Source organism: Catenulispora pinisilvae (assembly GCF_015356865.1).
Classification (GTDB): domain Bacteria; phylum Actinomycetota; class Actinomycetes; order Streptomycetales; family Catenulisporaceae; genus Catenulispora; species Catenulispora pinisilvae.
The window spans coordinates 43,920-63,324 of the sequence record NZ_JAAFZA010000008.1 but is presented as its reverse complement, the minus strand read 5'-3'; the positions used below and the strand labels follow the sequence as shown (position 1 = coordinate 63,324).

The 19,405-nt window shown below is 70.4% G+C and carries 19 protein-coding genes and 1 pseudogene; 13 read left to right on the top strand and 7 right to left on the bottom strand.

What is annotated here, in order from left to right:
- Positions 1 to 215 precede the first annotated feature (215 nt).
- Together IZR01_RS04110 and IZR01_RS04105 are read left to right on the top strand one after the other, a co-directional pair.
- Positions 216 to 497 (top strand): hypothetical protein, encoded by a 282-nt coding sequence (locus IZR01_RS04110; RefSeq protein ID WP_194922931.1) that lies wholly within the window; start codon positions 216 to 218, stop codon positions 495 to 497.
- Between the two features lie 13 nt (positions 498 to 510).
- Positions 511 to 651, top strand: coding sequence for a hypothetical protein (locus IZR01_RS04105; protein WP_194922930.1), 141 nt, complete (start codon positions 511 to 513; stop codon positions 649 to 651).
- A 432-nt stretch (positions 652 to 1,083) separates the two neighbouring features.
- Here the strand turns inward: IZR01_RS04105 and IZR01_RS04100 are convergent, their stop codons facing one another.
- On the bottom strand, positions 1,084 to 1,356 hold the full coding sequence (locus tag IZR01_RS04100; protein ID WP_194922929.1) for a hypothetical protein: 273 nt from the start codon (positions 1,354 to 1,356) through the stop codon (positions 1,084 to 1,086).
- 369 nt (positions 1,357 to 1,725) lie between these two features.
- On the opposite strand from IZR01_RS04100, the gene IZR01_RS04095 reads away from it, so the two are divergent.
- The 4 genes from IZR01_RS04095 to IZR01_RS04080 are packed head-to-tail and all read left to right on the top strand — an operon-like array spanning position 1,726 to position 5,762.
- The gene (locus IZR01_RS04095; protein ID WP_194922928.1) at positions 1,726 to 3,192 is read left to right on the top strand and encodes an aldehyde dehydrogenase family protein; all 1,467 of its coding nucleotides are present in this window, start codon (positions 1,726 to 1,728) and stop codon (positions 3,190 to 3,192) included.
- Between the two features lie 23 nt (positions 3,193 to 3,215).
- Positions 3,216 to 4,106, top strand: coding sequence for a CoA transferase subunit A (locus IZR01_RS04090; protein WP_267254754.1), 891 nt, complete (start codon positions 3,216 to 3,218; stop codon positions 4,104 to 4,106).
- Positions 4,103 to 4,918 carry a CoA-transferase subunit beta gene (locus IZR01_RS04085; protein ID WP_323746903.1) on the top strand — a complete coding sequence of 272 codons (816 nt, stop codon included), beginning with the start codon at positions 4,103 to 4,105 and terminating at the stop codon, positions 4,916 to 4,918. The genes IZR01_RS04090 and IZR01_RS04085 overlap by 4 nt, the downstream gene beginning before the upstream one ends.
- Position 4,919: 1 nt before the next feature.
- Positions 4,920 to 5,762: a citrate/2-methylcitrate synthase gene (locus IZR01_RS04080; RefSeq protein ID WP_194892469.1), complete on the top strand. Its 843-nt coding sequence runs from the start codon at positions 4,920 to 4,922 to the stop codon at positions 5,760 to 5,762.
- 390 nt (positions 5,763 to 6,152) lie between these two features.
- Here IZR01_RS04080 and IZR01_RS04075 read toward each other — a convergent pair whose 3' ends face one another.
- The 3 genes from IZR01_RS04075 to IZR01_RS04065 all read right to left on the bottom strand — a co-directional run bounded on the left by IZR01_RS04075 (position 6,153) and on the right by IZR01_RS04065 (position 8,321).
- Positions 6,153 to 6,362, bottom strand: coding sequence for a cold-shock protein (locus IZR01_RS04075; protein WP_012786341.1), 210 nt, complete (start codon positions 6,360 to 6,362; stop codon positions 6,153 to 6,155).
- Positions 6,363 to 6,696: 334 nt separating this feature from the next.
- A complete protein-coding gene (locus IZR01_RS04070; RefSeq protein ID WP_194892468.1) occupies positions 6,697 to 7,224 on the bottom strand; it encodes an NUDIX domain-containing protein in 528 nt (175 codons plus the stop codon).
- Between the two features lie 80 nt (positions 7,225 to 7,304).
- Entirely contained in the window at positions 7,305 to 8,321 is a 1,017-nt protein-coding gene (locus IZR01_RS04065) for an MBL fold metallo-hydrolase (RefSeq protein ID WP_194922927.1), read from the bottom strand.
- A gap of 190 nt (positions 8,322 to 8,511) precedes the next feature.
- On the opposite strand from IZR01_RS04065, the gene IZR01_RS04060 reads away from it, so the two are divergent.
- The 4 genes from IZR01_RS04060 (at position 8,512) to IZR01_RS04045 (ending at position 12,484) form a co-directional block, all read left to right on the top strand.
- Entirely contained in the window at positions 8,512 to 9,978 is a 1,467-nt protein-coding gene (locus IZR01_RS04060; RefSeq protein WP_194892466.1) for an aldehyde dehydrogenase, read from the top strand.
- Between the two features lie 3 nt (positions 9,979 to 9,981).
- Entirely contained in the window at positions 9,982 to 10,218 is a 237-nt protein-coding gene (locus IZR01_RS04055; RefSeq protein ID WP_194892465.1) for a ferredoxin, read from the top strand.
- A 113-nt stretch (positions 10,219 to 10,331) separates the two neighbouring features.
- The gene (locus IZR01_RS04050) at positions 10,332 to 11,393 is read left to right on the top strand and encodes a bifunctional helix-turn-helix transcriptional regulator/GNAT family N-acetyltransferase (RefSeq protein WP_194922926.1); all 1,062 of its coding nucleotides are present in this window, start codon (positions 10,332 to 10,334) and stop codon (positions 11,391 to 11,393) included.
- A 56-nt stretch (positions 11,394 to 11,449) separates the two neighbouring features.
- The gene (locus tag IZR01_RS04045; RefSeq protein WP_194922925.1) at positions 11,450 to 12,484 is read left to right on the top strand and encodes a small ribosomal subunit Rsm22 family protein; all 1,035 of its coding nucleotides are present in this window, start codon (positions 11,450 to 11,452) and stop codon (positions 12,482 to 12,484) included.
- A gap of 128 nt (positions 12,485 to 12,612) precedes the next feature.
- Here IZR01_RS04045 and IZR01_RS54050 read toward each other — a convergent pair.
- Together IZR01_RS54050 and IZR01_RS04035 are read right to left on the bottom strand one after the other, a co-directional pair.
- Positions 12,613 to 12,804, bottom strand: a pseudogene (locus IZR01_RS54050) (DUF6745 domain-containing protein); the annotation flags it as partial.
- Between the two features lie 898 nt (positions 12,805 to 13,702).
- Complete coding sequence (locus tag IZR01_RS04035; RefSeq protein ID WP_194892461.1) at positions 13,703 to 14,341, bottom strand: TetR family transcriptional regulator; 639 nt, start codon at positions 14,339 to 14,341, stop codon at positions 13,703 to 13,705.
- Between the two features lie 256 nt (positions 14,342 to 14,597).
- Between IZR01_RS04035 and IZR01_RS04030 the strand changes: the two genes are divergently transcribed.
- From IZR01_RS04030 to IZR01_RS04020, 3 genes are read left to right on the top strand one after another with little or no spacing between them, the layout of a single operon-like run.
- Positions 14,598 to 15,920 (top strand): glycosyltransferase family 4 protein, encoded by a 1,323-nt coding sequence (locus tag IZR01_RS04030; RefSeq protein WP_194892460.1) that lies wholly within the window; start codon positions 14,598 to 14,600, stop codon positions 15,918 to 15,920.
- Between the two features lies 1 nt (position 15,921).
- Positions 15,922 to 16,635 (top strand): class I SAM-dependent methyltransferase, encoded by a 714-nt coding sequence (locus IZR01_RS04025; RefSeq protein ID WP_194922923.1) that lies wholly within the window; start codon positions 15,922 to 15,924, stop codon positions 16,633 to 16,635.
- A complete protein-coding gene (locus IZR01_RS04020; protein ID WP_228558900.1) occupies positions 16,632 to 17,774 on the top strand; it encodes a prenyltransferase/squalene oxidase repeat-containing protein in 1,143 nt (380 codons plus the stop codon). Before IZR01_RS04025 ends, IZR01_RS04020 begins: the two co-directional genes overlap by 4 nt.
- Positions 17,775 to 17,819: 45 nt before the next feature.
- Here the strand turns inward: IZR01_RS04020 and IZR01_RS04015 are convergent, their stop codons facing one another.
- On the bottom strand, positions 17,820 to 19,385 hold the full coding sequence (locus tag IZR01_RS04015; RefSeq protein WP_194922922.1) for a serine/threonine-protein kinase: 1,566 nt from the start codon (positions 19,383 to 19,385) through the stop codon (positions 17,820 to 17,822).
- Between the last annotated feature and the right edge of the window lie 20 nt (positions 19,386 to 19,405).

Sequence of the window (19,405 nt, the reverse complement as noted above, 5' to 3'; positions counted from 1 at the left end):
GAAGACGACCAGATGAACACCCATGCGGACGCCCCGCCGGCAGAGGCGGCGGAGGCATCAGAGCTCGATCTCATTGATCTTTGGTGGGAAGCGAAACAGGCGTACGAGCGGCACTGCGAGCGCTGCCACGCCTGCCCGTCCAAGTATCAGAGCTGCGATGTCGGTCGGGGGCTCCGCATCAAGGCCGTCACGACTGCGAGCGCGGCAGGTACGCGATGGCTATAGCAACCCACGCCAGGCCGGTCACAGTCGAGGAACTGGCCGAGGAACTGCGCAGGGAAGCGCGCGGCCTCTACGACGCTCTGATGGCGCACTGCCGGAACCGAAATTGCCTGCACTGCAAGCTCAATGACTGGGGCGTGCCGGTCGTCAAGCCCGGATACTGCGTCAAGGGCGCGGGCCTTCGCAGCGCCTATGAGGCTGCCTATCTGGCCTGGTACCCCTACAGCCCCCGAGGCGCGAGCGCGGGCCTCGGAAACCTCACCCCAGCACCCTGAGAGGAGACAGGACATGGCCAAGCCAGACCCCAAGGACCCGGAGAACAAGGCGAACAACAACCAGTCCACCGGGCAGAGCTGCAAGTGTGGCGGCTCTGGCGTCATGATCGTCAACGGACAGCGCACTGATTGCGACGGTCCTGGTCCACACTAAGAAGGTGAGCAACCTCTACAGCGGACCAGACGGCGGACTGCACAAGCCGTTCACGTGTGTCAATGGGCTGGTGCTGGCGGAGTACCGCGCGAAGATTCGCGGGGAGTGGACAACGCTTGAGCGGCCCCACACGTGCAAGGTGTGCAACGGGGACGGCTGCCACCCCATCATGCGGCGGCCCGCTCCGCCGGACGAGCGTGAGCCCCCCGAGTCTGGAGCTGTAGAGGACTAGACCGGCCCCCGGCGCGTACCTTCCCCCCAACCGTGGCGCGCGCCGGGGGCCGTGCCATTTTGTGATCAACGATAGGCCTGCGCCTATCAGAACCCTCATTGTGATAGCACACATGAGCGCCACCTCGGCCGCGCTCGGAGGGGGCGGAAACCTGAATTGTCCTACAGGGCATATCAGCAGGTCAGGGGCATGAGCTTGACCTAATACCAGTTGTTGTCGTCCTTGCTGTCGTACAGACCGTCGGCGCTGTAGATGGTCACCTGGCCGCCGGAGCCGTCGGCCTTGGGCGCGGCGGTCGGGGCGGCGGCGCCGAGGGCCGGGCAGGGGGTGGAGGACGCGGCGGCCGCCGTGGTGGCGGAGCCGCCGGCGGCGCCGGTGGCGGACTTGGAGGAGGAACAAGCCGTCAGCCCGGTCAGTGCCAGCCCGCCGACGGCGAACACGGCGCCGAGGCGGCGGGTCAGTACTTGCGACATGGGGGTGCCCTTCTAGGTGAATATCTCCGGGTATGTCGTGACTCGGAGCCGTACCTTCGCGGGTGCGAGTGACTGACAGGCGATCGCCTGGTGAACATTCGTGTTCGGACATCGTGCGGCAGGTGGCATTCCGTGCTCCGGAGTGTTCCTGCCGCAGGAAGGGCCGCCAACCGCCATACCGGCTATGGCCGCCATAGCCGAAGCCCTCGCCGCAGGCCCGGGCTCCGAGTCACCCTCCGGTTCACGGAGTGTTCATCCAGTCCTTCAAACCTGTGTTTCGATGCGCGGGCCGCACATAGCGAGCCGCTATCCACTCCATGCTGAAGAGCGGTCTTGGCGGATGCCCGCGCTTATCCCAAGGTAGGAACCATGGTTGATCATCTCCCTGTCCGCCCCGGACTCCTCGGCAACTTCGTCGGCGGTGCCTGGGGCCCGGCCGCGGCCGGCGGCACGCGGGCGAACGTGAGCCCCGCCGACACCTCCGACGTGCTCGGCCGCTTCGCCGACTCCACGGCCGCCGACGCCACCGCCGCCGTGGACGCCGCCGAGGCCGCGCTGCCGGCCTGGCGCGAGCTCGGGCCGATCAAGCGCGCGGAGTTCGTACGCCGAGCAGAGAGGATCCTCGGCGAGCGCGAGGACGAGTTCGCCCGGGCGATCAGCCGGGAGCAGGGCAAGCTGTACCAGGAGGCGCTCGGCGAAGTGCGGCGCGGGATGGCGATCCTGGACTTCACAGCCGGCGAGGGCCGGCGGCTCAACGGTTACACCACACCGGCCGAGGAACCGCGCACCGTCGCGATGACCTTCCGCCGCCCGATCGGCGTGGTCGGGCTGATCACGCCGTGGAACTTCCCGCTGACCATCCCGATCTGGAAGGTGGCGCCGGCGCTGGTCGCCGGATGCACCAGCGTGCTGAAGCCGTCGCCGTTCACCCCCTATTCGGCGGCGCTGCTGGTGCAGGCCTTCGCCGACGCCGGGGTCCCGGCCGGGGTGCTGAACCTGGTGCAGGGCGACCGCGAACCCGGCGAGGCGCTGACCGACGACGAGCGGGTGGCGGGGATCTCCTTCACCGGCTCGCTGCCGGTCGGCCGCGCGATCCACCAGGCCGGTGCCGGGCGGCTGATGAAGACGCAGCTGGAACTCGGCGGCAAGAACGCGGTGCTGGTGCTCCCGGACGCCGATCTGGACAAGGCGGCGGCCGCGATCGTGTTCGGCGCGTTCGGCCAGGCCGGGCAACGGTGTTCGGCGACCTCGCGGGTCGTGGTCGACGTGCGGGTCAAGGAGGCGTTGCTGGAGAAGGTGGTCGCGAAGGCGGGCGCCCTGAAGGTGGGCAGCCCCTTCGACCCGGCCGCCGAGGTCTGCCCGGTGGTCAACGAGGACCGGATGGACGCCTGCCTGGACGCCGTCGTCAAGGCCCAGGAGGCCGGGGCGAAGGTGGCGGTCGGCGGGCACCGGTTCACCGACGGTGTCCCGGACGGCTACTACGTCCAGCCGACCGTGCTGCGCGACGTCCCCTGGGACTGCGAGATCGCGCAGGAGGAGATCTTCGGCCCGGTGTTGTCGGTCATCGACTGCGACGGCTTCGACGACGCGATGCGCATCTCGAACTCGGTGAAATACGGCATGTCCGGCACCATCTTCACGCAGAACCCGGCCCACATCTTCGAGGCGCTGGAACGCTTCGAGGCCGGCATGCTCCACGTCAACCGGCCCGGCGTCGGCGCCTACGCGCACCTGCCGCACATGGGCGCCAAGCAGTCGCAGTACGGCGCGCCGGAGTGCTCGCCGGAGGTCTGGGACTTCTACACCGAATGGCGGTCGGCGTGCATCAGCTACTGAATCCGCTGGGCCAGGCCAGGGTCATGTCCGCCGCTGAAGCGGTGCAGGCCTTCGTCGAGCCCGGCGCGGTGCTGGGCCTGGGCGGCCAGAACATCAACCGCTGCCCGATGGCGCTGGTGCACGAGGTGGTGCGGCAGGACATCGGCGAGCTGACGGTCGTCGGCTGCAACCTGTCGCTGCCGCTGGACCACCTGGTCGCCGCGGGCCTGGTGGTCCGCACCGAACAGGGCAGCGGCAACCTGGAGAAGTTCGGCACGCTGTTCAGCTGGCGCCGGGCCGTGGAGGCGAACCGCATCGAGGTGCGCGACTACTCGCATCTGTCGATGGCCTCCCGGTTCCTGGCCGGTGCGATGGGCCTGCCGTTCATGCCGGTGCGCTCGCTGCTGGGTTCCTCGGTGCTCGAACGGCTCGTGGCCGAGGACGACGCGGTGGTCATCGCCGACCACTGGAGCGGCGAGCCGGTGGTGCTGGTGCGCGCCTGCACCCCCGACGTCTCGCTGATCCACGCCAACGCCGCCGACACCGACGGCAACGTGGTCATCGACGGGGTGACCAGCCACGAGGTGGACATGGTCCGGGCCTCGCGGCACGTCATCGTCTCGGTGGAGCAGGTGCTGCCGGCCGGCGCGTTCGACGACCAGCCGGAGCGGGTCACCATCTCAGGGGCCTACATCAGCGCGGTCGTGGAGCAGCCCTGGGGCGCCTGGCCGACCAGCGTCTATCGCAAGTACGACTACTACGAATCCGAGATCGACGGCTACCAGAAGAGCGCCAAGGCCGGGGACGAGGGGCCGCGGGCCTTCCTGGCCGAGAACGTCGCGGCGCACGCCGATTTCGACGCCTACCTGGCCGCGACCGATCCCGGCGGGTCGGCGCGGACCGCGATGGCCGAGCAGATGCGGAGCCTGCTGTGACCGTGACCGAACCCGCTATCAGTGCCCTGCCGCGCGAGCTGCTGGTGTTCGAGGGCGCCCGGCAGATCGCCGACGGCGACTGCGTGATCGCCGGCACCGGACTGCCGTTGCTGGCCGGTCTGGTGGCGCAGCGCACGCACGCCCCGCATGCCCGGCTGCTGATCGAATCAGGGGTCGTGTTCCCCAAAGTGGTGCCGACGCCGCTGTCCGTGGTGGACCCGCGGATCATGCACGCGCCGTCCAAGCTGGGCTCGCTGATCGAATCGCTCGGCGGCTTCGTGCAGCGCGGCCTGGTCGCCACCGGCTTCCTGGGCGGGGCGCAGATCGACGCCCGCGCGAACATCAACTCCACCTGGATCCAGCGCGGCTCGGGCCGGGTGCGGCTGCCCGGCAGCGGCGGCGCCAACGACATCGCCTCGCACTGCGCCACGATCGTGGTGCTCACCAGCCACGAGAAGCGCCGCTTCCCGGAGCGCTGCGACTACATCACCTCCCCGGGCTTCCTGGACGGCCCCGGCGCCCGCCGCCGGGCCGGGCTGAACCCGGTGTGGGTGAAGGTGGTCACCGACCTGTGCGTGCTGGAGGGCGACGACACCGAGGGCGAGCTCACCGTCAGTGCCCTGATGCCCGGCGCGACCGTCGAGGACGTGCTGGCCAACACCGGCTTCACGCCCCGGATCGCCGACCACCTCGACGTGGTCGCCACCCCCTCCGCGGAGCACCTGGCGCTGCTGCGCGACGTGCTCGACCCCGACTCCCGTTATTTCCCAGAACGACACAGCCCAGAACGACTGAAGAACGGAAAGCACTGATATGGCCGACGCCACTGAGAAGACCCCCTTCCACTGGAAGTCCAACATCGCGTGGAAGAACCGCGACCGGATCGTGGTCCGCGGCTACGACGTCAACGAGCTCACCGGCAACCTGGACTTCGGCCAGATGCTGTTCCTGGTCCTCAAGGGCGAGCTGCCGACCGAGGCGCAGGCGAAGATCACCAACGCCATGATGGTCTCGCTGGCCGAGCACGCGATGTCCCCGTCCTCGGCCACCGTCCGCTTCGCCACCTCCGGCGGCGCCGAACTCAACGGCGCGGTCTCGGCCGGCGTCGCGGCGATCGGCCGCCTGCACGGCACCGCGGACCGCCCGGCGAACATGTACATCGGCGTCGAGCAGCGCGCCGCCGCCGAGGGCATCCCGATGGAGCAGGCCGCCGCGCTCACCGTCAAGGAGATGCGCGCCCGCCGCGAGAACATGCCCGGCTACCACCACGCGCAGCACATCCGCGACCCGCGCACCGTGCGCCTGCTGGAGCTCAGCGACAAGTGGGGCATCAGCGGCACCTACGTCGCCATCGCCCGCGCCATGGAGGACGCCACCGAGGAAGTCTTCGGCCGCCGCCTGTGGATCAACGGCCCCGGCGCGATGGGCTGCATCGGCCTGGACGCCGGCTACTCCCCGCTGGAGATGAAGGCGATGTTCATCACCGCCCGCACCCTGTCCCTGTGCGCCCACTCGATCGAGGAGTCGACGCGCGAGAAGGGCTGGCGCGCCTCGGAGAACTCCGACATGGTGCAGCCGCTGTCGCTGCAAATGCAGGGGCCGGACTGGTACGACGGCCCGACTGACCGGGAGCTGCCGGCGGGGTTCGCCGAGTAGGCGGCGAGTAGGCGGCGCGCGGGGTAGGCGACTCGCGGAGTAGCCGGCGGTGCTTGGGGCGAGTCGGAGGCGGCGTTCGTATGCGGCGGGCGGAGTGCCGGCGGCGCTTGGTGAGTCTGAAGCGCAGCCTGGCCGATCAGGAGCCGGCGGCGGCGTTCGTGCGCGGCCGTCAGAGGCCGCCACGCTCGGCGTAGTGCGAGCCGCGGCTGGATCCATGGTCGGTCGTCCTACGGTGCCCTCTGGCGCGCCATGGTGACGGCCGGCCAGGTCTGTTTCAGGCCTCGTGATCTTGCGTTGTTGGAATCGGCGTCCAAAGCTGGCTCCGGACGCCGGAGAAGCCCCCGCGACGTGTCGCGAGGGCTTCTCCGTGTGAGAGGTTTTCGGGTCGGGTTACTGGGCGAGCGCCCGGACCTTCTCCGCCTGCGGGCCCTTCGGGCCCTGGGTGATCTCGAACTCGACCGGCTGGTTCTCCTCGAGGTTCCGGTAACCCGAGCCCTCGATGGCCGAGAAGTGGACGAAGACGTCCGGACCGCCGCCGTCCTGCGCGATGAAGCCGTAGCCCTTCTCGCCGTTGAACCACTTGACCGTGCCAGTTGCCATGCTGCGTTCTACCTCGGAAATCACTCCCGCTGTGAGCGGGACCAGTGGATGGGTACCAGTGCTTGTTGCACCGATACCGGTCGAGCTTGGAGTGAGTCCCGATGTGCTTCATGAACCGACTGCCCAGTGCGACCGAGCGTCACGGTAGCACTACCACGGCCGTGACGATAGGTGAAAGGACATGGTGGGCGACGTGTCGTCACTCTCGTGGCGGACAGATCCACCCGGCCACGCGGGGTTCCAGTGGCGTTCCCCGACCGTTCCCGCAGAGGTGGCCGGGGGTGTCGGGGGTGTCCGGGGTTTTCAGAGGTGTTTCGGAGGCCTGGCGAAATTCTCATCCCAGACCGGCGAAGAAACGATCGCTCATCTCCGTGTGGAGCGGGAAACAGAGCGGTTGCGCGTGGTCGATCACGACCAACTCCTGGGTCTCGCCCTCGGACAGCGCGTGCACGCGCTCGGGCGTGAGCCCGGCCAGATCCTCGATCGGCCGCGGCTTGACCCGGCCGAAGATGAGGATCACGAAACGCGGCGCGCTCAGCACGTCCGCGAGCTCCACCTCGGCCACGTCCGCGTCCAGCCCGGTCTCCTCCCGCAGCTCGCGCACGGCCGCCTGCTGCCAGCTCTCGCCCTCCTCGATGAAGCCCCCGGGCAGCCCGATCTCGCCCAGTTGCGGCTCGATGCCGCGGCGCACCGTCAGCAGCCCGGTCCGGCCGTCCGTCCCGATGATCGGCATCATCACCAGCGCCACCGGCGTCGGGTTGCGCCAGGTGGTTTCACCACAGTGCGCACAGGTGCGCGGCCACGTGGCCCCGGGGGCGTAGGCGGTGCCGCAGTAGGAGCAGTGCGAGTTCTGGACCGGCATGGTTCATCAGCGTACGCCGACGGTTCATGGCCTGAACCGTCGGCTCCCGTCAGCCTGTCGTCAGCCTGTCGCAGCCCCGATCAAGCGAGCGAGAACTCGATCGGCTCGGTCGAGGACAACCGCACCCGCCCGGTCAACGCCAGGTGCCGCAGATGCGACCCGGCCTCGCCGAGCGCCAGATGCCGCGCGAAGGTGTCCAGCCGCTCCCAGCCCTTGTTCCACTCCATGCCCTCGGTGATGCTCCACAGCGTCTTGGGCCCCACGGCCAGCTGCCCCTCGATCTGCGCCAGCCGCCGGACGTGGTGCTCGGTGATCTCCGCGGCCCGCCCGGCGACGTCGTCGAAGGGCGCCCGGTGCGCCGGCAGCGCCCGCGTGGTCTTCAGACGTGAGACCTTCTGCAACGACGCCAGGAAGTCGCCCAGCGGGTCGGAGGTGCCGACCACGTGGTCGTCATAGACGGTCACCACCGGCGTGATGCCCGGCAGCACATGGTCTCCGGTCAGCAGCGCCCCGCTGTCCTCCAAGTGGAAGCAGGTGTGGCCGGGGGAGTGGCCGGGGGTCCAGACGGCGCGCAGCGTGCGTCCTGGGACGTCCATCAAGGCGCCGTCCTCGATCAGCACGTCTGGCACCGCCGGCTTGGCCCCGGACGGGATCGCCGCCGCGGCGTTCGCGATCGCGTCGGCGGGCGCCCCGCACAGTTCCAGCAACGCCTTGTAGCGCTTGGTCCACGGCTCGCGCTCGGCGGTCCGGACCAGGTCGACGACCTTCGCGTCGGCCTCGTGCAGCGCCACCCAGCACCCGCTCAGTTCCCGGATACGCCCGGCCAGCCCGTGGTGGTCGGGATGGTGGTGGGTGACGAGCACGCCGTGCACGTCGGAGATCGAGGTGCCGATGGCCTCCAGCCCTTGCTCCAGCGCCGCCAGCGAGCCGGGATCGTCCCACCCGGCGTCGATGAGGACGGGGCCGCCCGCGGTCGTCTCCAGGGCGTAGACGAGCGTGTAGCCGAGCGGGTTGTCGGGGAAGGGGACGCGGATCGACCAGACGCCGGGGAGCTCTTCGCCGGGGGGCCGAGTAGTACCGGGCGCGGCGTCCTGCATGCGGTGCTCCTTCGCTCAACGGTGATGGGAACACGTTCTCATGGCTAGTTAGCAAGGCGAAAGGTTCACTCCCGCCAGCCCCGGCCAGACGGTCATTGAGCTTGCCCGTGGGAACTGGTATCTGTTCTAACGGGCCGCCTTCTGACGGCCAGTCAGCATCACGAGAGGCAATCACGAGAGGCACTCGGCAATGGGCACCGTGACCGAGCACGCGAAACTGTTCATCGGCGGCTCCTATGTCGACCCGGCCACCGACGCGAAGCTGGAGATGATCTCGCCGGTCACCGAGGAGGTCTTCGGCCGCACCCCCGAGGCCGCCCCGGCGGACATGGACCGCGCGGTCGCCGCGGCCCGCCACGCCTTCGACGACGGCCCGTGGCCGCGGATGAGCGTGGCCGAGCGGGTGGAGATCCTGCGCCGGCTGCGGGACCGGTACGAGGCCCGCTCGGAGGAGCTGGCGAAGCTGATCAGCTCCGAGACCGGATCGCCGTACTCGTGGTCGATCCTGGCCCAGGTGTGGGCGCCGATCATGATTTGGGACTACTTCCTGAACATGGCCGCGGACTACCCGTGGGAGGAACTGCGGCAGGGGTTGCTCGGGCCGACGCTGGTGCGCAGCGAACCGGTGGGCGTGGCGGCCGGGATCGTGGCCTGGAACGTGCCGCAGTTCATCACGGTGAGCAAGATCGCCCCGGCGCTGGTGGCCGGCTGCGCGGTGGTGGTGAAGCCGTCGCCGGAGACCGCGTTGGACTCGTACCTGTTGGCGGACATGGCTTTGGAGGCCGGGCTGCCGGAAGGCGTGCTGAACATCGTCCCGGCGGGCCGCGAGAACAGCGCCTACCTGGCCGCGCATCCGGGGCTGGACAAGATCGCCTTCACCGGCTCCACGGCCGGCGGCAAGGCCGTCCTGGCGGCCGCCACACCGAACCTGACGCGGGTGACGCTGGAACTCGGCGGCAAGTCGGCGGCGATCATCCTGCCGGACGCGGATCTGGGTACTGCGATCCCGGGACTGTTGCCGAACTCGTATATGAACAACGGGCAGGCCTGCGTCGCGCAGACGCGGGTGCTGGTGCAGCGTGACCGGTACGCCGAGACGGTCGAGGCGATGGCCGAGGCTGTCAGGGGTCTGAAGACCGGCGATCCGCTCGATCCGGAGACACAGATCGGGCCGTTGGTCGCGCAGCGACAGCGGGACCGCGTGGAGTCCTACATCGCCAAGGGTGTGGGTGAGGGCGCACGGGTGGTCGTCGGCGGCGGACGGCCGGCGGGTCTGCCGAAGGGTTGGTTCGTCGAGCCGACGCTGTTCGCGGACGTCGACAACCGGATGGTGATCGCGCAGGAGGAGATCTTCGGTCCGGTGGTGGCGATGATCCCGTACACGGACGAGGCGGACGCGATCCGGATCGCCAACGACTCGGACTACGGGCTGTCGGGCTCGGTGTGGTCGGCGGACGTGGAACACGGACTGGACGTGGCGCGTCGGGTGCGGACCGGGAACTACGGGGTCAACACGTTCGGGATGGAGTTCAACTCGCCGTTCGGCGGCTTCAAGCAGTCCGGGATCGGGCGCGAGTTCGGGCCCGAGGGGCTGCGGGCATACCTGGAGACGAAGACGATGCATCTGCCGAACGGCTATACGCCGGAAGGGTTTTGAGCGGTGACGGAGACCAAGTGGCGGGTGACGGTCGATACGGACCTGTGCATCGGGTCCGGGGGGTGCGTGCTGCGCGCGCCTGAGGGGTTCGAGCTGGACGCGGCTCGGCAGTCTTGTCCGCGGCACGCGGTGCTGGGGGTTTCGGACGAGGTGCTGGATGCCGCGGAGAACTGTCCGGTGGAGGCCATCGCGATCGTGGAGGAGGGGAGTGGGATCGCGGTTTTCCCTCCCGCGGATTGAGGCTTCGCCGGCCCGTGATCCTTTGGCTGGCTCACTTTGGCCGACCTCTTCGGCTGACCAAATCCTTGACTGAGTCATTGACTCAGTCAAGGATATTGGCCTACCGTGGGCGCATGGTGGATCTCGCGCCCGCTGTGGCTGCCGTGCGTTCGTTCAATCGCGGCTATACGAAGGTCATCGGCGTCCTCGAAGAGGGACTGCTTCAGAGCTCGTACACACTCACCGAGGTCCGCGTCCTGTTCGAGATCGCGCACGCCGGGCCGGACGGTTCGAGCGTCGCCCGGATACGGGAGGACCTCGGGCTCGATCCCGGGTACCTGAGCCGGATCCTGGCGCGGTTCGACAACGAGGGACTGGTGGTCCGGGGGCGGGCCCCCGAGGACGCGCGTAAGGGGACTGTCGCGCTGACGGAGCGTGGGGCCGGGGTTTTCTCAGGGCTCGATGAGCGGTCGAGTGAGCAGGTCGCGGCTTGGCTGTCGCGGTTGGGGGCCGGGGAGCGGGCGCGGCTGGTCGAGGCCATGGGCCAGATAGGGGCGTTGTTGCAGCTTGAAGGGGCTGCTGCGCAGGACCCGGGTTCCGCCGGTACTGGCACCGGTACCGGCACGGGTATTGGCGCTGCCGTCGGCGCAGGCGTGGGTACCGGGGTGGGTGCCGGCGTCGGAGCTGGCGCCGGAACCGGCGCGGGCGTGACGCTCCGTGCGCCGCGGCCCGGTGACTACGGCTGGGCCGTGGAGCGCCACGGGGCCCTGTACGCGGCCGAGCGCGACTTCGACGAGAGCTTCGAGGCCGACGTCGCCCAGATCGTCGCCGACTACGCGCGTTCGCACGACCCGGAGCGCGAGGCGTTCTGGATCGCCGAGGCGCTGGGACGGCGCGTCGGCTGCGTCGCGCTGGTGCGCCGGCCGACGGACGACGGCGTCGACACGGCGCAACTCAGGATTCTGTTGGTCGAGCCCTCGGCGCGGGGGTTGGGGGTGGGCTGGCGGCTGGTCGAGGAGTGCGTGGCGTTCGCGCGCAAGGCCGGGTACCGGCGGGTGGTGCTGTACACGGTGGACGGACTCAGCGCCGCGCACCGGATCTATCGGGCGGTGGGGTTCGAGATCGTGCAGCAGGAGGCGGTGCAGATCTGGGGGCATCATTTGGTTGAGCAGGAGTGGCGGTTGGCGTTGGGTTAGCGCCTGGCACCGCCTTCCGCATAGCAGGGCCTTCCACATGGCAGGATGGTCGCGCCATGGACCTCCCCGCCGACCTCGCCGCGTCCCTCGAAGCCGCCACCGCCGACCTCTCGTTGCGCGAGTTGGAGGCCTCCGTCGACCGCCTGATCGCCCGCTACCGGACCCCCGGGCGCGCCGATCGCCCGATCCTGTCCGGTGCCGTCGACGCCGCCGCGTATGCCGCATACCGGATGCCCGCCACATGGAGTGCGGTGCGTGCGGCCCTCAGTGCGACCGCCGCGCGCCTGCCGGGCTTGGCGCCGCAGACTCTCGTGGACGTCGGCGGCGGGACTGGTGCGGCGGCGTGGGCGGCGGCCGGCGTATTCGGTGACACGCTCAACGACATCACCGTCCTCGACCAGGTGCCCGAAGCGCTCGACCTGGGTCGGCGGCTGGCGCGCGACGCGTTCTCGGGCGCGCTGCGGCACACGGACTGGCGCCAGGTGCGCTTCCCCGCTGAGATCCCAGCCGCCGACCTGGTGACCGTGTCGTATGTCCTGAGCGAGCTGGCCCCCGAGGCGCAGGAGGCACTGGTCCGGGCGTCAGCGGCAGCCGGCGAGACGATCGCGGTGATCGAACCCGGCACCCCCGACGGCTACCAGCGGATCATGGCGGCGCGCGACGTACTCACCGACATGGGCCTGCACATCGCCGCCCCCTGCCCCCACTCCCAAACCTGCCCGCTGCTCGGCACCCGCGACTGGTGCCACTTCGCCTCGCGCATCCACCGCACACCCCTGCACCGGCGCCTCAAGGGCGCCGATCTCGGGCACGAGGACGAGAAGTTCGCATACGTCGTGGCGACCCGCGAGCCGCTCGCGCCGGCGGCGCCGGCCCGCATCCTGCGGCACCCGCAGATCCGCAAGGGTCTGGTGATGATGCAGCTGTGCCAGCCGGACAGCACGATCGCGCAGGCGCTCGTCTCCAAGCGGCAGGGGGATACGTACCGCGCCGCGCGGGATGCTGATTGGGGCGGCACCTGGACGCCGCCCGTCAGCCTTAGCGAATCCGTCAGTCCCGCACGTACCGCACCCGAGTCCGGGCGGCCTTGACCGCGGCCTGCGCCGCCAGCTCCTCGGCATCCGGCCGCGAGGTGTCCAGCTCCCGCTGCCGCCGCAGCCTCGATCGCGCAGCGGCGGACCTCGACGTTCGGTTCGGCCGCGATGCGCGCGACGGTCGGTTCCCGCACCACCCACTGCGGGACGATGCGTCCGTGCCAGAAGTACGCGCTGAAGCCGTCCCGGTACGCCAGCGCCGGGCCGTTCTCCGCGTGCAGGCGGCCCTCGCGGTCCAGTGCGCGGATCGACGGCCGGTCGCAGACCACTGCCACGCCCTGGAACGGCCACCACCAGCCGGCCGTGCGGGCCGCCATGACCAGGCCCTCGACCGCGCGCAGCGAGTCGCGGCTGTGGAGCCGGGACAGGGCGTCGTGCAGGGCCAGTTCCTGGAGGTGGTCGCGCTGGTTGCGGGCCCAGGCCAGGGTGGTGCGGGCCTGGCTGTGGAGCGGCAGCCGGGGGCGGTCGGTGATCTGGGCTTCCGAGGCGCTGATCGCCTCCATCGCGATCCGCAGCCCCTCGCGGCGGTGGCCGAAGGCGGTGTGGTCCCAGAACGCGGGCCGGCCCCACGTCGCCATGGACGCCTCGACCTGCGCGCGCTGCGTCCGCCCCGCCGACTGCGGGACACCGGCGTCGATCTCCGGGGTCTTGGCGTCGCGGGTGGTGAAGGCCAGGCCGAGGGCCGCCGAGCGGATGGCACCGTCGACGCGCTCGTTGTCGGGGAACCGTACGGCCTCGGAGGCACGCTGCCAGGCCCGGTTGGAGTACATCAACGACGCCGCGCGCCTGGCGCTGTGCCGTGCCTGGACCCACACCTTGTCCGAAGCCCGCACCGCAGCCCGCCCCGCGCGGGTCGCCAGCACGCCGGCCACGATCGCGCCGAGTGCCGGATCCGGCACCCAGACCACGGTGCGCGGCTGGGTCAGGCCGGCGCACTCGTACGCCAGCGCGATCCCGAACTCGGCCTCGTCCCGGTCGGCGGGCTCCGTGCACGCCTGTACCGCCAGCCACTCGCGCCGGACTTCGTGGAGCTCGTAGAGCCAGTCGCCCATGTGGGATACGCGGGCTCCCATGTCGTCACCTCCTTGGGCCACCGATGGTGACAGGGGGTTGCGACGGGTGACGGCCGGTTTTCGGCGCAAGGGCTTTTCTCCCCGCGCGGCGGTGGGGCCGGAAGCCTCCTCGCCCGACGGCGGCGGCTTGCCCTAAGCGCCCCTACTCCGCTCCCGCCGCCTGCGAAACCAGCGTGCAAGCCGTGTCGATATCCGCCTTTACCTGCGAAATCGAGGCCCGCCCCGACAGCCAGGTGATCAGCGTCGAGTGCCACGTGTGCGTCACGACCCGCACCGCCGCCAGTTCCGCCCGGGTCAGCTGTCGGCCGGCGTGGATGGCGTCGCCGATGACGTCGGTGATCAGGCGGTTGACCGAGTCCACTTCGGCGGAGACGGAGCGGTCGGCGAAGGTCAGGGCGCGCATCATGGCCTCGGCCAGGTGTGGTTCGCGCTGGAGGGCCTTGAAGGTGCGCATCAGTGTCTCGGCGACGCGCTCGCCCGGGTCGGTGCTGATCGGGGGCTTGCGGCGGAGCTGGTCGTGCAGTTGCTCCAGTTGGTCCTGCATGGTGGCCACCAAGAGGTGGATCTTGGAGGGGAAGTAGCGGTAGAGGGTGCCCAGTGCCACCTCCGAGAGCTCGGCCACCTCGCGCATCTGGACCGCGTCGAAGCCGCCGCGGGCCGCCAGCTGTTGGGTGGCGCGCAGGATGCGCTGGCGGCGGGCTTCCTGGCGCTCCGTCAGGGCCGGAACCGGGGACGGTGCCGAAGCGGGGGTGCCGGTCGGGGCCGACGCGTCAACCGTCATGGGCGTTCCTCAACCTCTGGGTCCTCAAGTGTTCGTTCCCGGCTGGGCTCTGGCGCGGACACAGACCGTTTCCGTCCTGGTAGCCGGATGTGAACCGTCTGTGAACTGTGTCACGTCCCAACTCTGCCACCTGCGGCGCGGGCGGAGTAGGAACTTGTTCTAGATTAGCGCCACGGATTATGCTCCGTTGACCCGCTCGTGACGCCGTCTAAGCCGTGAAGGCGGGACACGGACTTACGGAGCGAGGTGATGGAGCATGGATGATGGCCGACTACGCATAGCCTTGCTCGCATACAAGGGCAATCCCTTCTGCGGCGGCCAAGGCGTCTACGTCCGGCACCTCTCCCGTGAACTCGCCCGCCTGGGCCACACCGTCGAAGTGCTGGCCGGCCAGCCGTATCCGGTGCTGGACCCCGAGCCCGGCGTCAAGCTCACCGAGATAGCCAGCCTGGACCTGTACCGCCAGCCCGACCCGTTCCGCACCCCCAAGCGCGAGGAGTACCGCGACTGGGTGGACATGCTGGAGGTCGGGACGATGTGGACCGCCGGATTCCCCGAGCCGCTGACCTTCTCGCTGCGTGCGCTGCGCCACCTTCAGGGCCGCCGGGGTGAGTTCGACGTGGTCCACGACAACCAGAGCCTGGGCTACGGGCTGCTCGGCATGCCGCGCCTGGGCTTCCCGACGCTGGCGACCATCCACCACCCGATCCAGGTGGACCGCGAGCTGGAGCTGGCCGCCGCGCCGGGCCGGGGCAAGCGCGCGTCGGTGCGCCGCTGGTACGCCTTCACCAGGATGCAGACCCGCGTCGCGCGGCGGCTGCCGGAGATCATCACCGTCTCGTCCTCGTCGGCCGTGGAGATCGGCGAATACCTCGGCGTGCCGCGGCGGCGGATCACCACGATCCCGATCGGGGCCGACACCGACACCTTCTCGCCGGATCCGTCGGTGGCCAAGGTCCCGGGGCGGATCGTCACCACGGCCAGTGCGGACGTGCCGCTGAAGGGCCTGCTGCCGTTGGTGGAGGCGCTGGCGAAGGTGCGGGTCGAGAACGAGCAGGCGCATCTGGTGGTGGTCGGCAAGGCCAAGCAGGACGGCGTCGTCGCCAAGGCGATCGAGCGCCTGGGGCTGACCGGCTCGGTGCGGTTCGTGCACGGGATATCCGACGCCGAACTCGTCGACCTGATCCGCTCGGCCGAGGCGGCCTGTGTGCCCTCGCTCTATGAGGGCTTCTCGCTGCCCGCGGTCGAGGCCATGTCCTGCGGTGCCGCGCTGGTGTCCACCACCGGCGGGGCGATCCCCGAGGTGGCGGGCCAGGACGGCCGGACCACCCTCGCGGTGCCGCCGGGCGACCCGTCGGCGCTTGCCACCGCCTTGACCCGGGTACTGGGGGACGCGGATCTGCGGGCCCGGTTGGGCGCGGCGGCACGGGAACGTGTTCTGGAACGGTTCACGTGGCGCGCCGCGGCGATCGCCACCGCCGAGCGCTACCGCGCGCTCCTCACAGCCGGCCGGGATCCGATCGACTGGGACCGGATGGCCGCCGACAGGCTCCGTCGCGGACGAAAGGCAGGGGTCTGACGTGCTCACCGTGGACTTCGAGAAGTTCCCGATCAACAAGGGCGAGAAGGTCCTGGACATGGGCTGCGGCTTCGGCCGGCACGCCTTCGCGCTGCTGCGTCAGGGCGCTGACGTGGTCGCCCTGGACTACAGCCAGGACGAGGTCGCCGAGGTGACCAAGTGGTTCGCCGCGATGCGGCTGGCCGGGGAGGTGCCGGCCGGCGCCGGCGCGATCGCGGTGCGCGGCACCGCCTACGGGCTGCCGTTCGCCGACGGCACCTTCGACGCGATCGTCGCCGCCGAGGTGCTGGAGCACCTGCCCGACGACCGGCTGGCGATGGCCGAGCTGGTGCGGGTGCTCAAACCCGGCGGGCGGCTGGCGGTGACGGTGCCGCGCTGGTTCCCGGAGAAGGTCTGCTGGGCCCTGTCCGATGCCTACCACGAGGTCGAGGGCGGCCACATCCGGGTCTACAAGCGGCGCGAGATGGTCGACAAGCTGCGCCAGGCCGGTGTGGTGCCACGGGAACTGCACCACGCGCACGCGCTGCACGCGCCGTACTGGTGGCTGAAGTGCGCGGTGGGGGTCGACAACGAGAACGCCCCGGTGAAGGCGTACAAGAAGCTCCTGGAGTGGGACATCATCAAGGCCCCGGCCCTCACCCGCGCCAGCGAGGCGCTGCTGAACCCGGTGCTGGGCAAGAGCCTGGTCGTCTATGCCACGAAGCCGGCCGCATGACGTTCGGGCCCGTAACGGAGTCCGGAGAACTCGCCGCCGCGGCGGAACTGCTGGCCTGCGAAGGCGTTCTGAGCGCCGAGCAGGTCCGGACCACAGTCGCGGGGATAGCCGCGCTCCAGCGGCCGGACGGCGCGATCCCGTGGTTCCACGGCGGCCATCTGGACCCCTGGGACCACATCGAGGCGGCGATGGCGCTGGACGTTGCCGCGCTGCCGGACCGCGCGCTGGCGGCCTACCGGTGGCTGGCGGCGTCACAGAACTCTGACGGTTCCTGGTACGCCGCCTACGCCGACGCGCCGGCCGGGGTGAGCGAGCCGACCAACCGGCTGTGCGAGACCAACTTCAGCGCCTATCTCGCGGTCGGCGTCTGGCACCACTGGCTGGCCACCGGTGACGAGGACTTCCTGGCCGAGATGTGGCCGCCGGTGCGGCGCGCGATGGACTTCGTGCTGAGCCTTCAGAGCCCGGGCGGCGAGATCGTGTGGTGCCGGGACGAGCAGGGACGCGAAGCCGACGAGGCGCTGCTGACCGGCTGCTCGTCGATGTACCAGGCGCTGCGCTGCGCGCTGGCGATCGCCGAGCGGGTCGGGAGCGGGCGGCCGGACTGGGAGCTGGCCTGCGGCCGCCTGGGGCACGCGCTGGCCGCGCACCCGGAGCGGTTCGCGGATAAGGGCACGTACTCGATGGACTGGTACTACCCGGTGCTCGGGACGGCGCTGCGCGGCCAGGCGGCCGAGCGGCGGATCGCAGCGGGCTGGGACGCCTTCGTGGTCCGCGACCTGGGGGTGCGGTGCGTCTCGACGAACCCGTGGGTCACCGGCGGCGAGACGTGCGAACTGGCGCTGGCGCTGTGGGCGATCGGGGATGCCGAGCGGGCGCGGATTTTGTTGCGGGACATCCAGCACCTGCGGGACGACGCCGACGGGATGTACTGGACCGGCCGGGTCTACGAGGCGGACGACGAGGGGCACCGGCCCGCGATCTGGCCGCGGGAGAAGACGGCCTGGACCGCGGGCGCGCTATTGCTGGCGCTGGCCGCGCTCGCCGAGGAGAAGGCGACGGTCGCGGTGTTCGGCGGCGACGGTCTGCCTGAGGGGATGCTGGTGGCGTGCTCGGTCGCGGAGTGCGTGGCGGTCTGAGAACCCCCGCGCGACCCGGTTGAAGACCGGGCCGCGATCGCCGTTTCAGCTGTTGCAAGCCGTGTTCATCAGGGTGAAGTCCTTGGTGGTCTGCGGAATCGTCTGGCTCATCCCCGCGGTGTCGCCGTTGGAGTAGTCCGTCGCGAACGTGTCCCAGCTCTCCGCCAGGTTCTGGATCGCGGTCTGCACCGCCGGGTCGGTGGCCGTGGCCGCGTCGGCGTTGAGCTTGGTCGCCAGGTCGTGGTCGGCCTGGATCTCGATGTCCTTGTTGCCGGTGCCGGCCGGGTTCGACTTGTTGAAGGCGTTCACGTCCGCCAGGGCCTGGGAGCAGCCGGCCTTGCCCCCGCCGGCCGGGCTCGGCGGCCCGCTGCTCGTCGTCACGGACGTCGTCGGGCTCTGCGAACCGTCGCTGTTCGGCACGTTCCCGGACGCAGCCTGGGAGGTCGGCGTCGTCGCGGTGGCCGGGCCGGCGCCCGAGGACGACGACGTGCCCGGCCCGGCCTGCGGCGAGTTGGAGTGCATCAGCTGGGTGACGCCGAACGTCGCCAGCGCGCTGACCGCCACCACCGCCAGCACGCCGAGGCCGATCTTCAGGCCGTTGCCGTTGCCGTTCCCGTTGCGCGGCGGCGGGCTCAGCGTCGGATTGGCCAGATACGGCGTCGAACTCGTCGGGTAGGGCGGCGAGCCCTGCGCATTTGGCTGGTTCGTCAGCGCGCGCGTCGGCGGGACGAACGGCATGGGCGGGGTCGGGATGGACGCGATGGTGACCGCCGGGCCCGCACCGGTGGGCGCGGTCCCGTTCACCATCGCCAGCGCGGCCTGCACCGACGGCCGCTGCGCCGGGTCCTTCGCCAGCAGCCCGGCCAGCAGCGCCGTCAGCCGCTCGGCGTTCTTCGGCGGTGCCGGCTGGTCGAACAACACCGCGGTCATCGTGGCGGTGGGGGAGTCGCGGCGGAACGGCGAGACGCCCTCCACCGCCTGGTAGAGCGTGACGCCCAGGGAGAACAGGTCCGAGGACGGACCGGCCTCCTGGGCGCGCGCCCGCTCCGGCGCCAGGTACTCCGCCGAGCCGACGACCGCGCCGGTCATCGTCAGCGAGGTGTCGTTCTCGTAGTGGGCGATGCCGAAGTCGGTGAGCAGCACCCGGCCGTCCTCGGCCAGCAGCACGTTCGCCGGCTTCACGTCGCGGTGCACGATCCCGGCGGCGTGCGCGGCGTCCAGGGCGCGCAGCATCGTGTCGGCCACCTTCGCGGTGTTCGCCACGCTCAGCGGGCCGTGCTCGCGCAGGTGCTCGTCCAGCGACATGCCGGAGACCAGCTGCATCACGATCCACGGCGCGTCGTCGTCGATCACCACGTCGTGCACGGTCACGATGCCCGGCTGATCCCGCAGCCGCGCGGTGTTGCGGGCCTCGCGCTCGGCCCGCCGCAGCCGCTCGGCCAGCTGCTCGTCGGACAACATGAACGGCAGCGACACCTCTTTGATCGCCACGTCGATGCCCAGCGTCTGGTCGTGGGCCCGCCACACGCGGCCCATGCCTCCGGCACCCAATCGGTCGACCAGACGGTACCGGCCGCCGACCAGGCGGCCGGGTTGAGACTTGTCGGTCATGATCTGTATCCCCCACAAGA

Excerpts from the sequence above, each read along its gene's own strand:
- IZR01_RS04110 (WP_194922931.1), top strand. The coding sequence starts at position 216 with ATGGCTATAGCAACCCACGCCAGGCCGGTCACAGTCGAGGAACTGGCC.
- IZR01_RS04105 (WP_194922930.1), top strand. The coding sequence starts at position 511 with ATGGCCAAGCCAGACCCCAAGGACCCGGAGAACAAGGCGAACAACAAC.
- IZR01_RS04100 (WP_194922929.1), bottom strand. The coding sequence starts at position 1,356 with ATGTCGCAAGTACTGACCCGCCGCCTCGGCGCCGTGTTCGCCGTCGGC.
- IZR01_RS04095 (WP_194922928.1), top strand. The coding sequence starts at position 1,726 with ATGGTTGATCATCTCCCTGTCCGCCCCGGACTCCTCGGCAACTTCGTC.
- IZR01_RS04090 (WP_267254754.1), top strand. The coding sequence starts at position 3,216 with ATGTCCGCCGCTGAAGCGGTGCAGGCCTTCGTCGAGCCCGGCGCGGTG.
- IZR01_RS04080 (WP_194892469.1), top strand. The coding sequence starts at position 4,920 with ATGGCCGACGCCACTGAGAAGACCCCCTTCCACTGGAAGTCCAACATC.
- IZR01_RS04075 (WP_012786341.1), bottom strand. The coding sequence starts at position 6,362 with ATGGCAACTGGCACGGTCAAGTGGTTCAACGGCGAGAAGGGCTACGGC.
- IZR01_RS04070 (WP_194892468.1), bottom strand. The coding sequence starts at position 7,224 with ATGCCGGTCCAGAACTCGCACTGCTCCTACTGCGGCACCGCCTACGCC.
- IZR01_RS04065 (WP_194922927.1), bottom strand. The coding sequence starts at position 8,321 with ATGCAGGACGCCGCGCCCGGTACTACTCGGCCCCCCGGCGAAGAGCTC.
- IZR01_RS04060 (WP_194892466.1), top strand. The coding sequence starts at position 8,512 with ATGGGCACCGTGACCGAGCACGCGAAACTGTTCATCGGCGGCTCCTAT.
- IZR01_RS04050 (WP_194922926.1), top strand. The coding sequence starts at position 10,332 with ATGGTGGATCTCGCGCCCGCTGTGGCTGCCGTGCGTTCGTTCAATCGC.
- IZR01_RS04045 (WP_194922925.1), top strand. The coding sequence starts at position 11,450 with ATGGACCTCCCCGCCGACCTCGCCGCGTCCCTCGAAGCCGCCACCGCC.
- IZR01_RS04035 (WP_194892461.1), bottom strand. The coding sequence starts at position 14,341 with ATGACGGTTGACGCGTCGGCCCCGACCGGCACCCCCGCTTCGGCACCG.
- IZR01_RS04030 (WP_194892460.1), top strand. The coding sequence starts at position 14,598 with ATGGATGATGGCCGACTACGCATAGCCTTGCTCGCATACAAGGGCAAT.
- IZR01_RS04020 (WP_228558900.1), top strand. The coding sequence starts at position 16,632 with ATGACGTTCGGGCCCGTAACGGAGTCCGGAGAACTCGCCGCCGCGGCG.
- IZR01_RS04015 (WP_194922922.1), bottom strand. The coding sequence starts at position 19,385 with ATGACCGACAAGTCTCAACCCGGCCGCCTGGTCGGCGGCCGGTACCGT.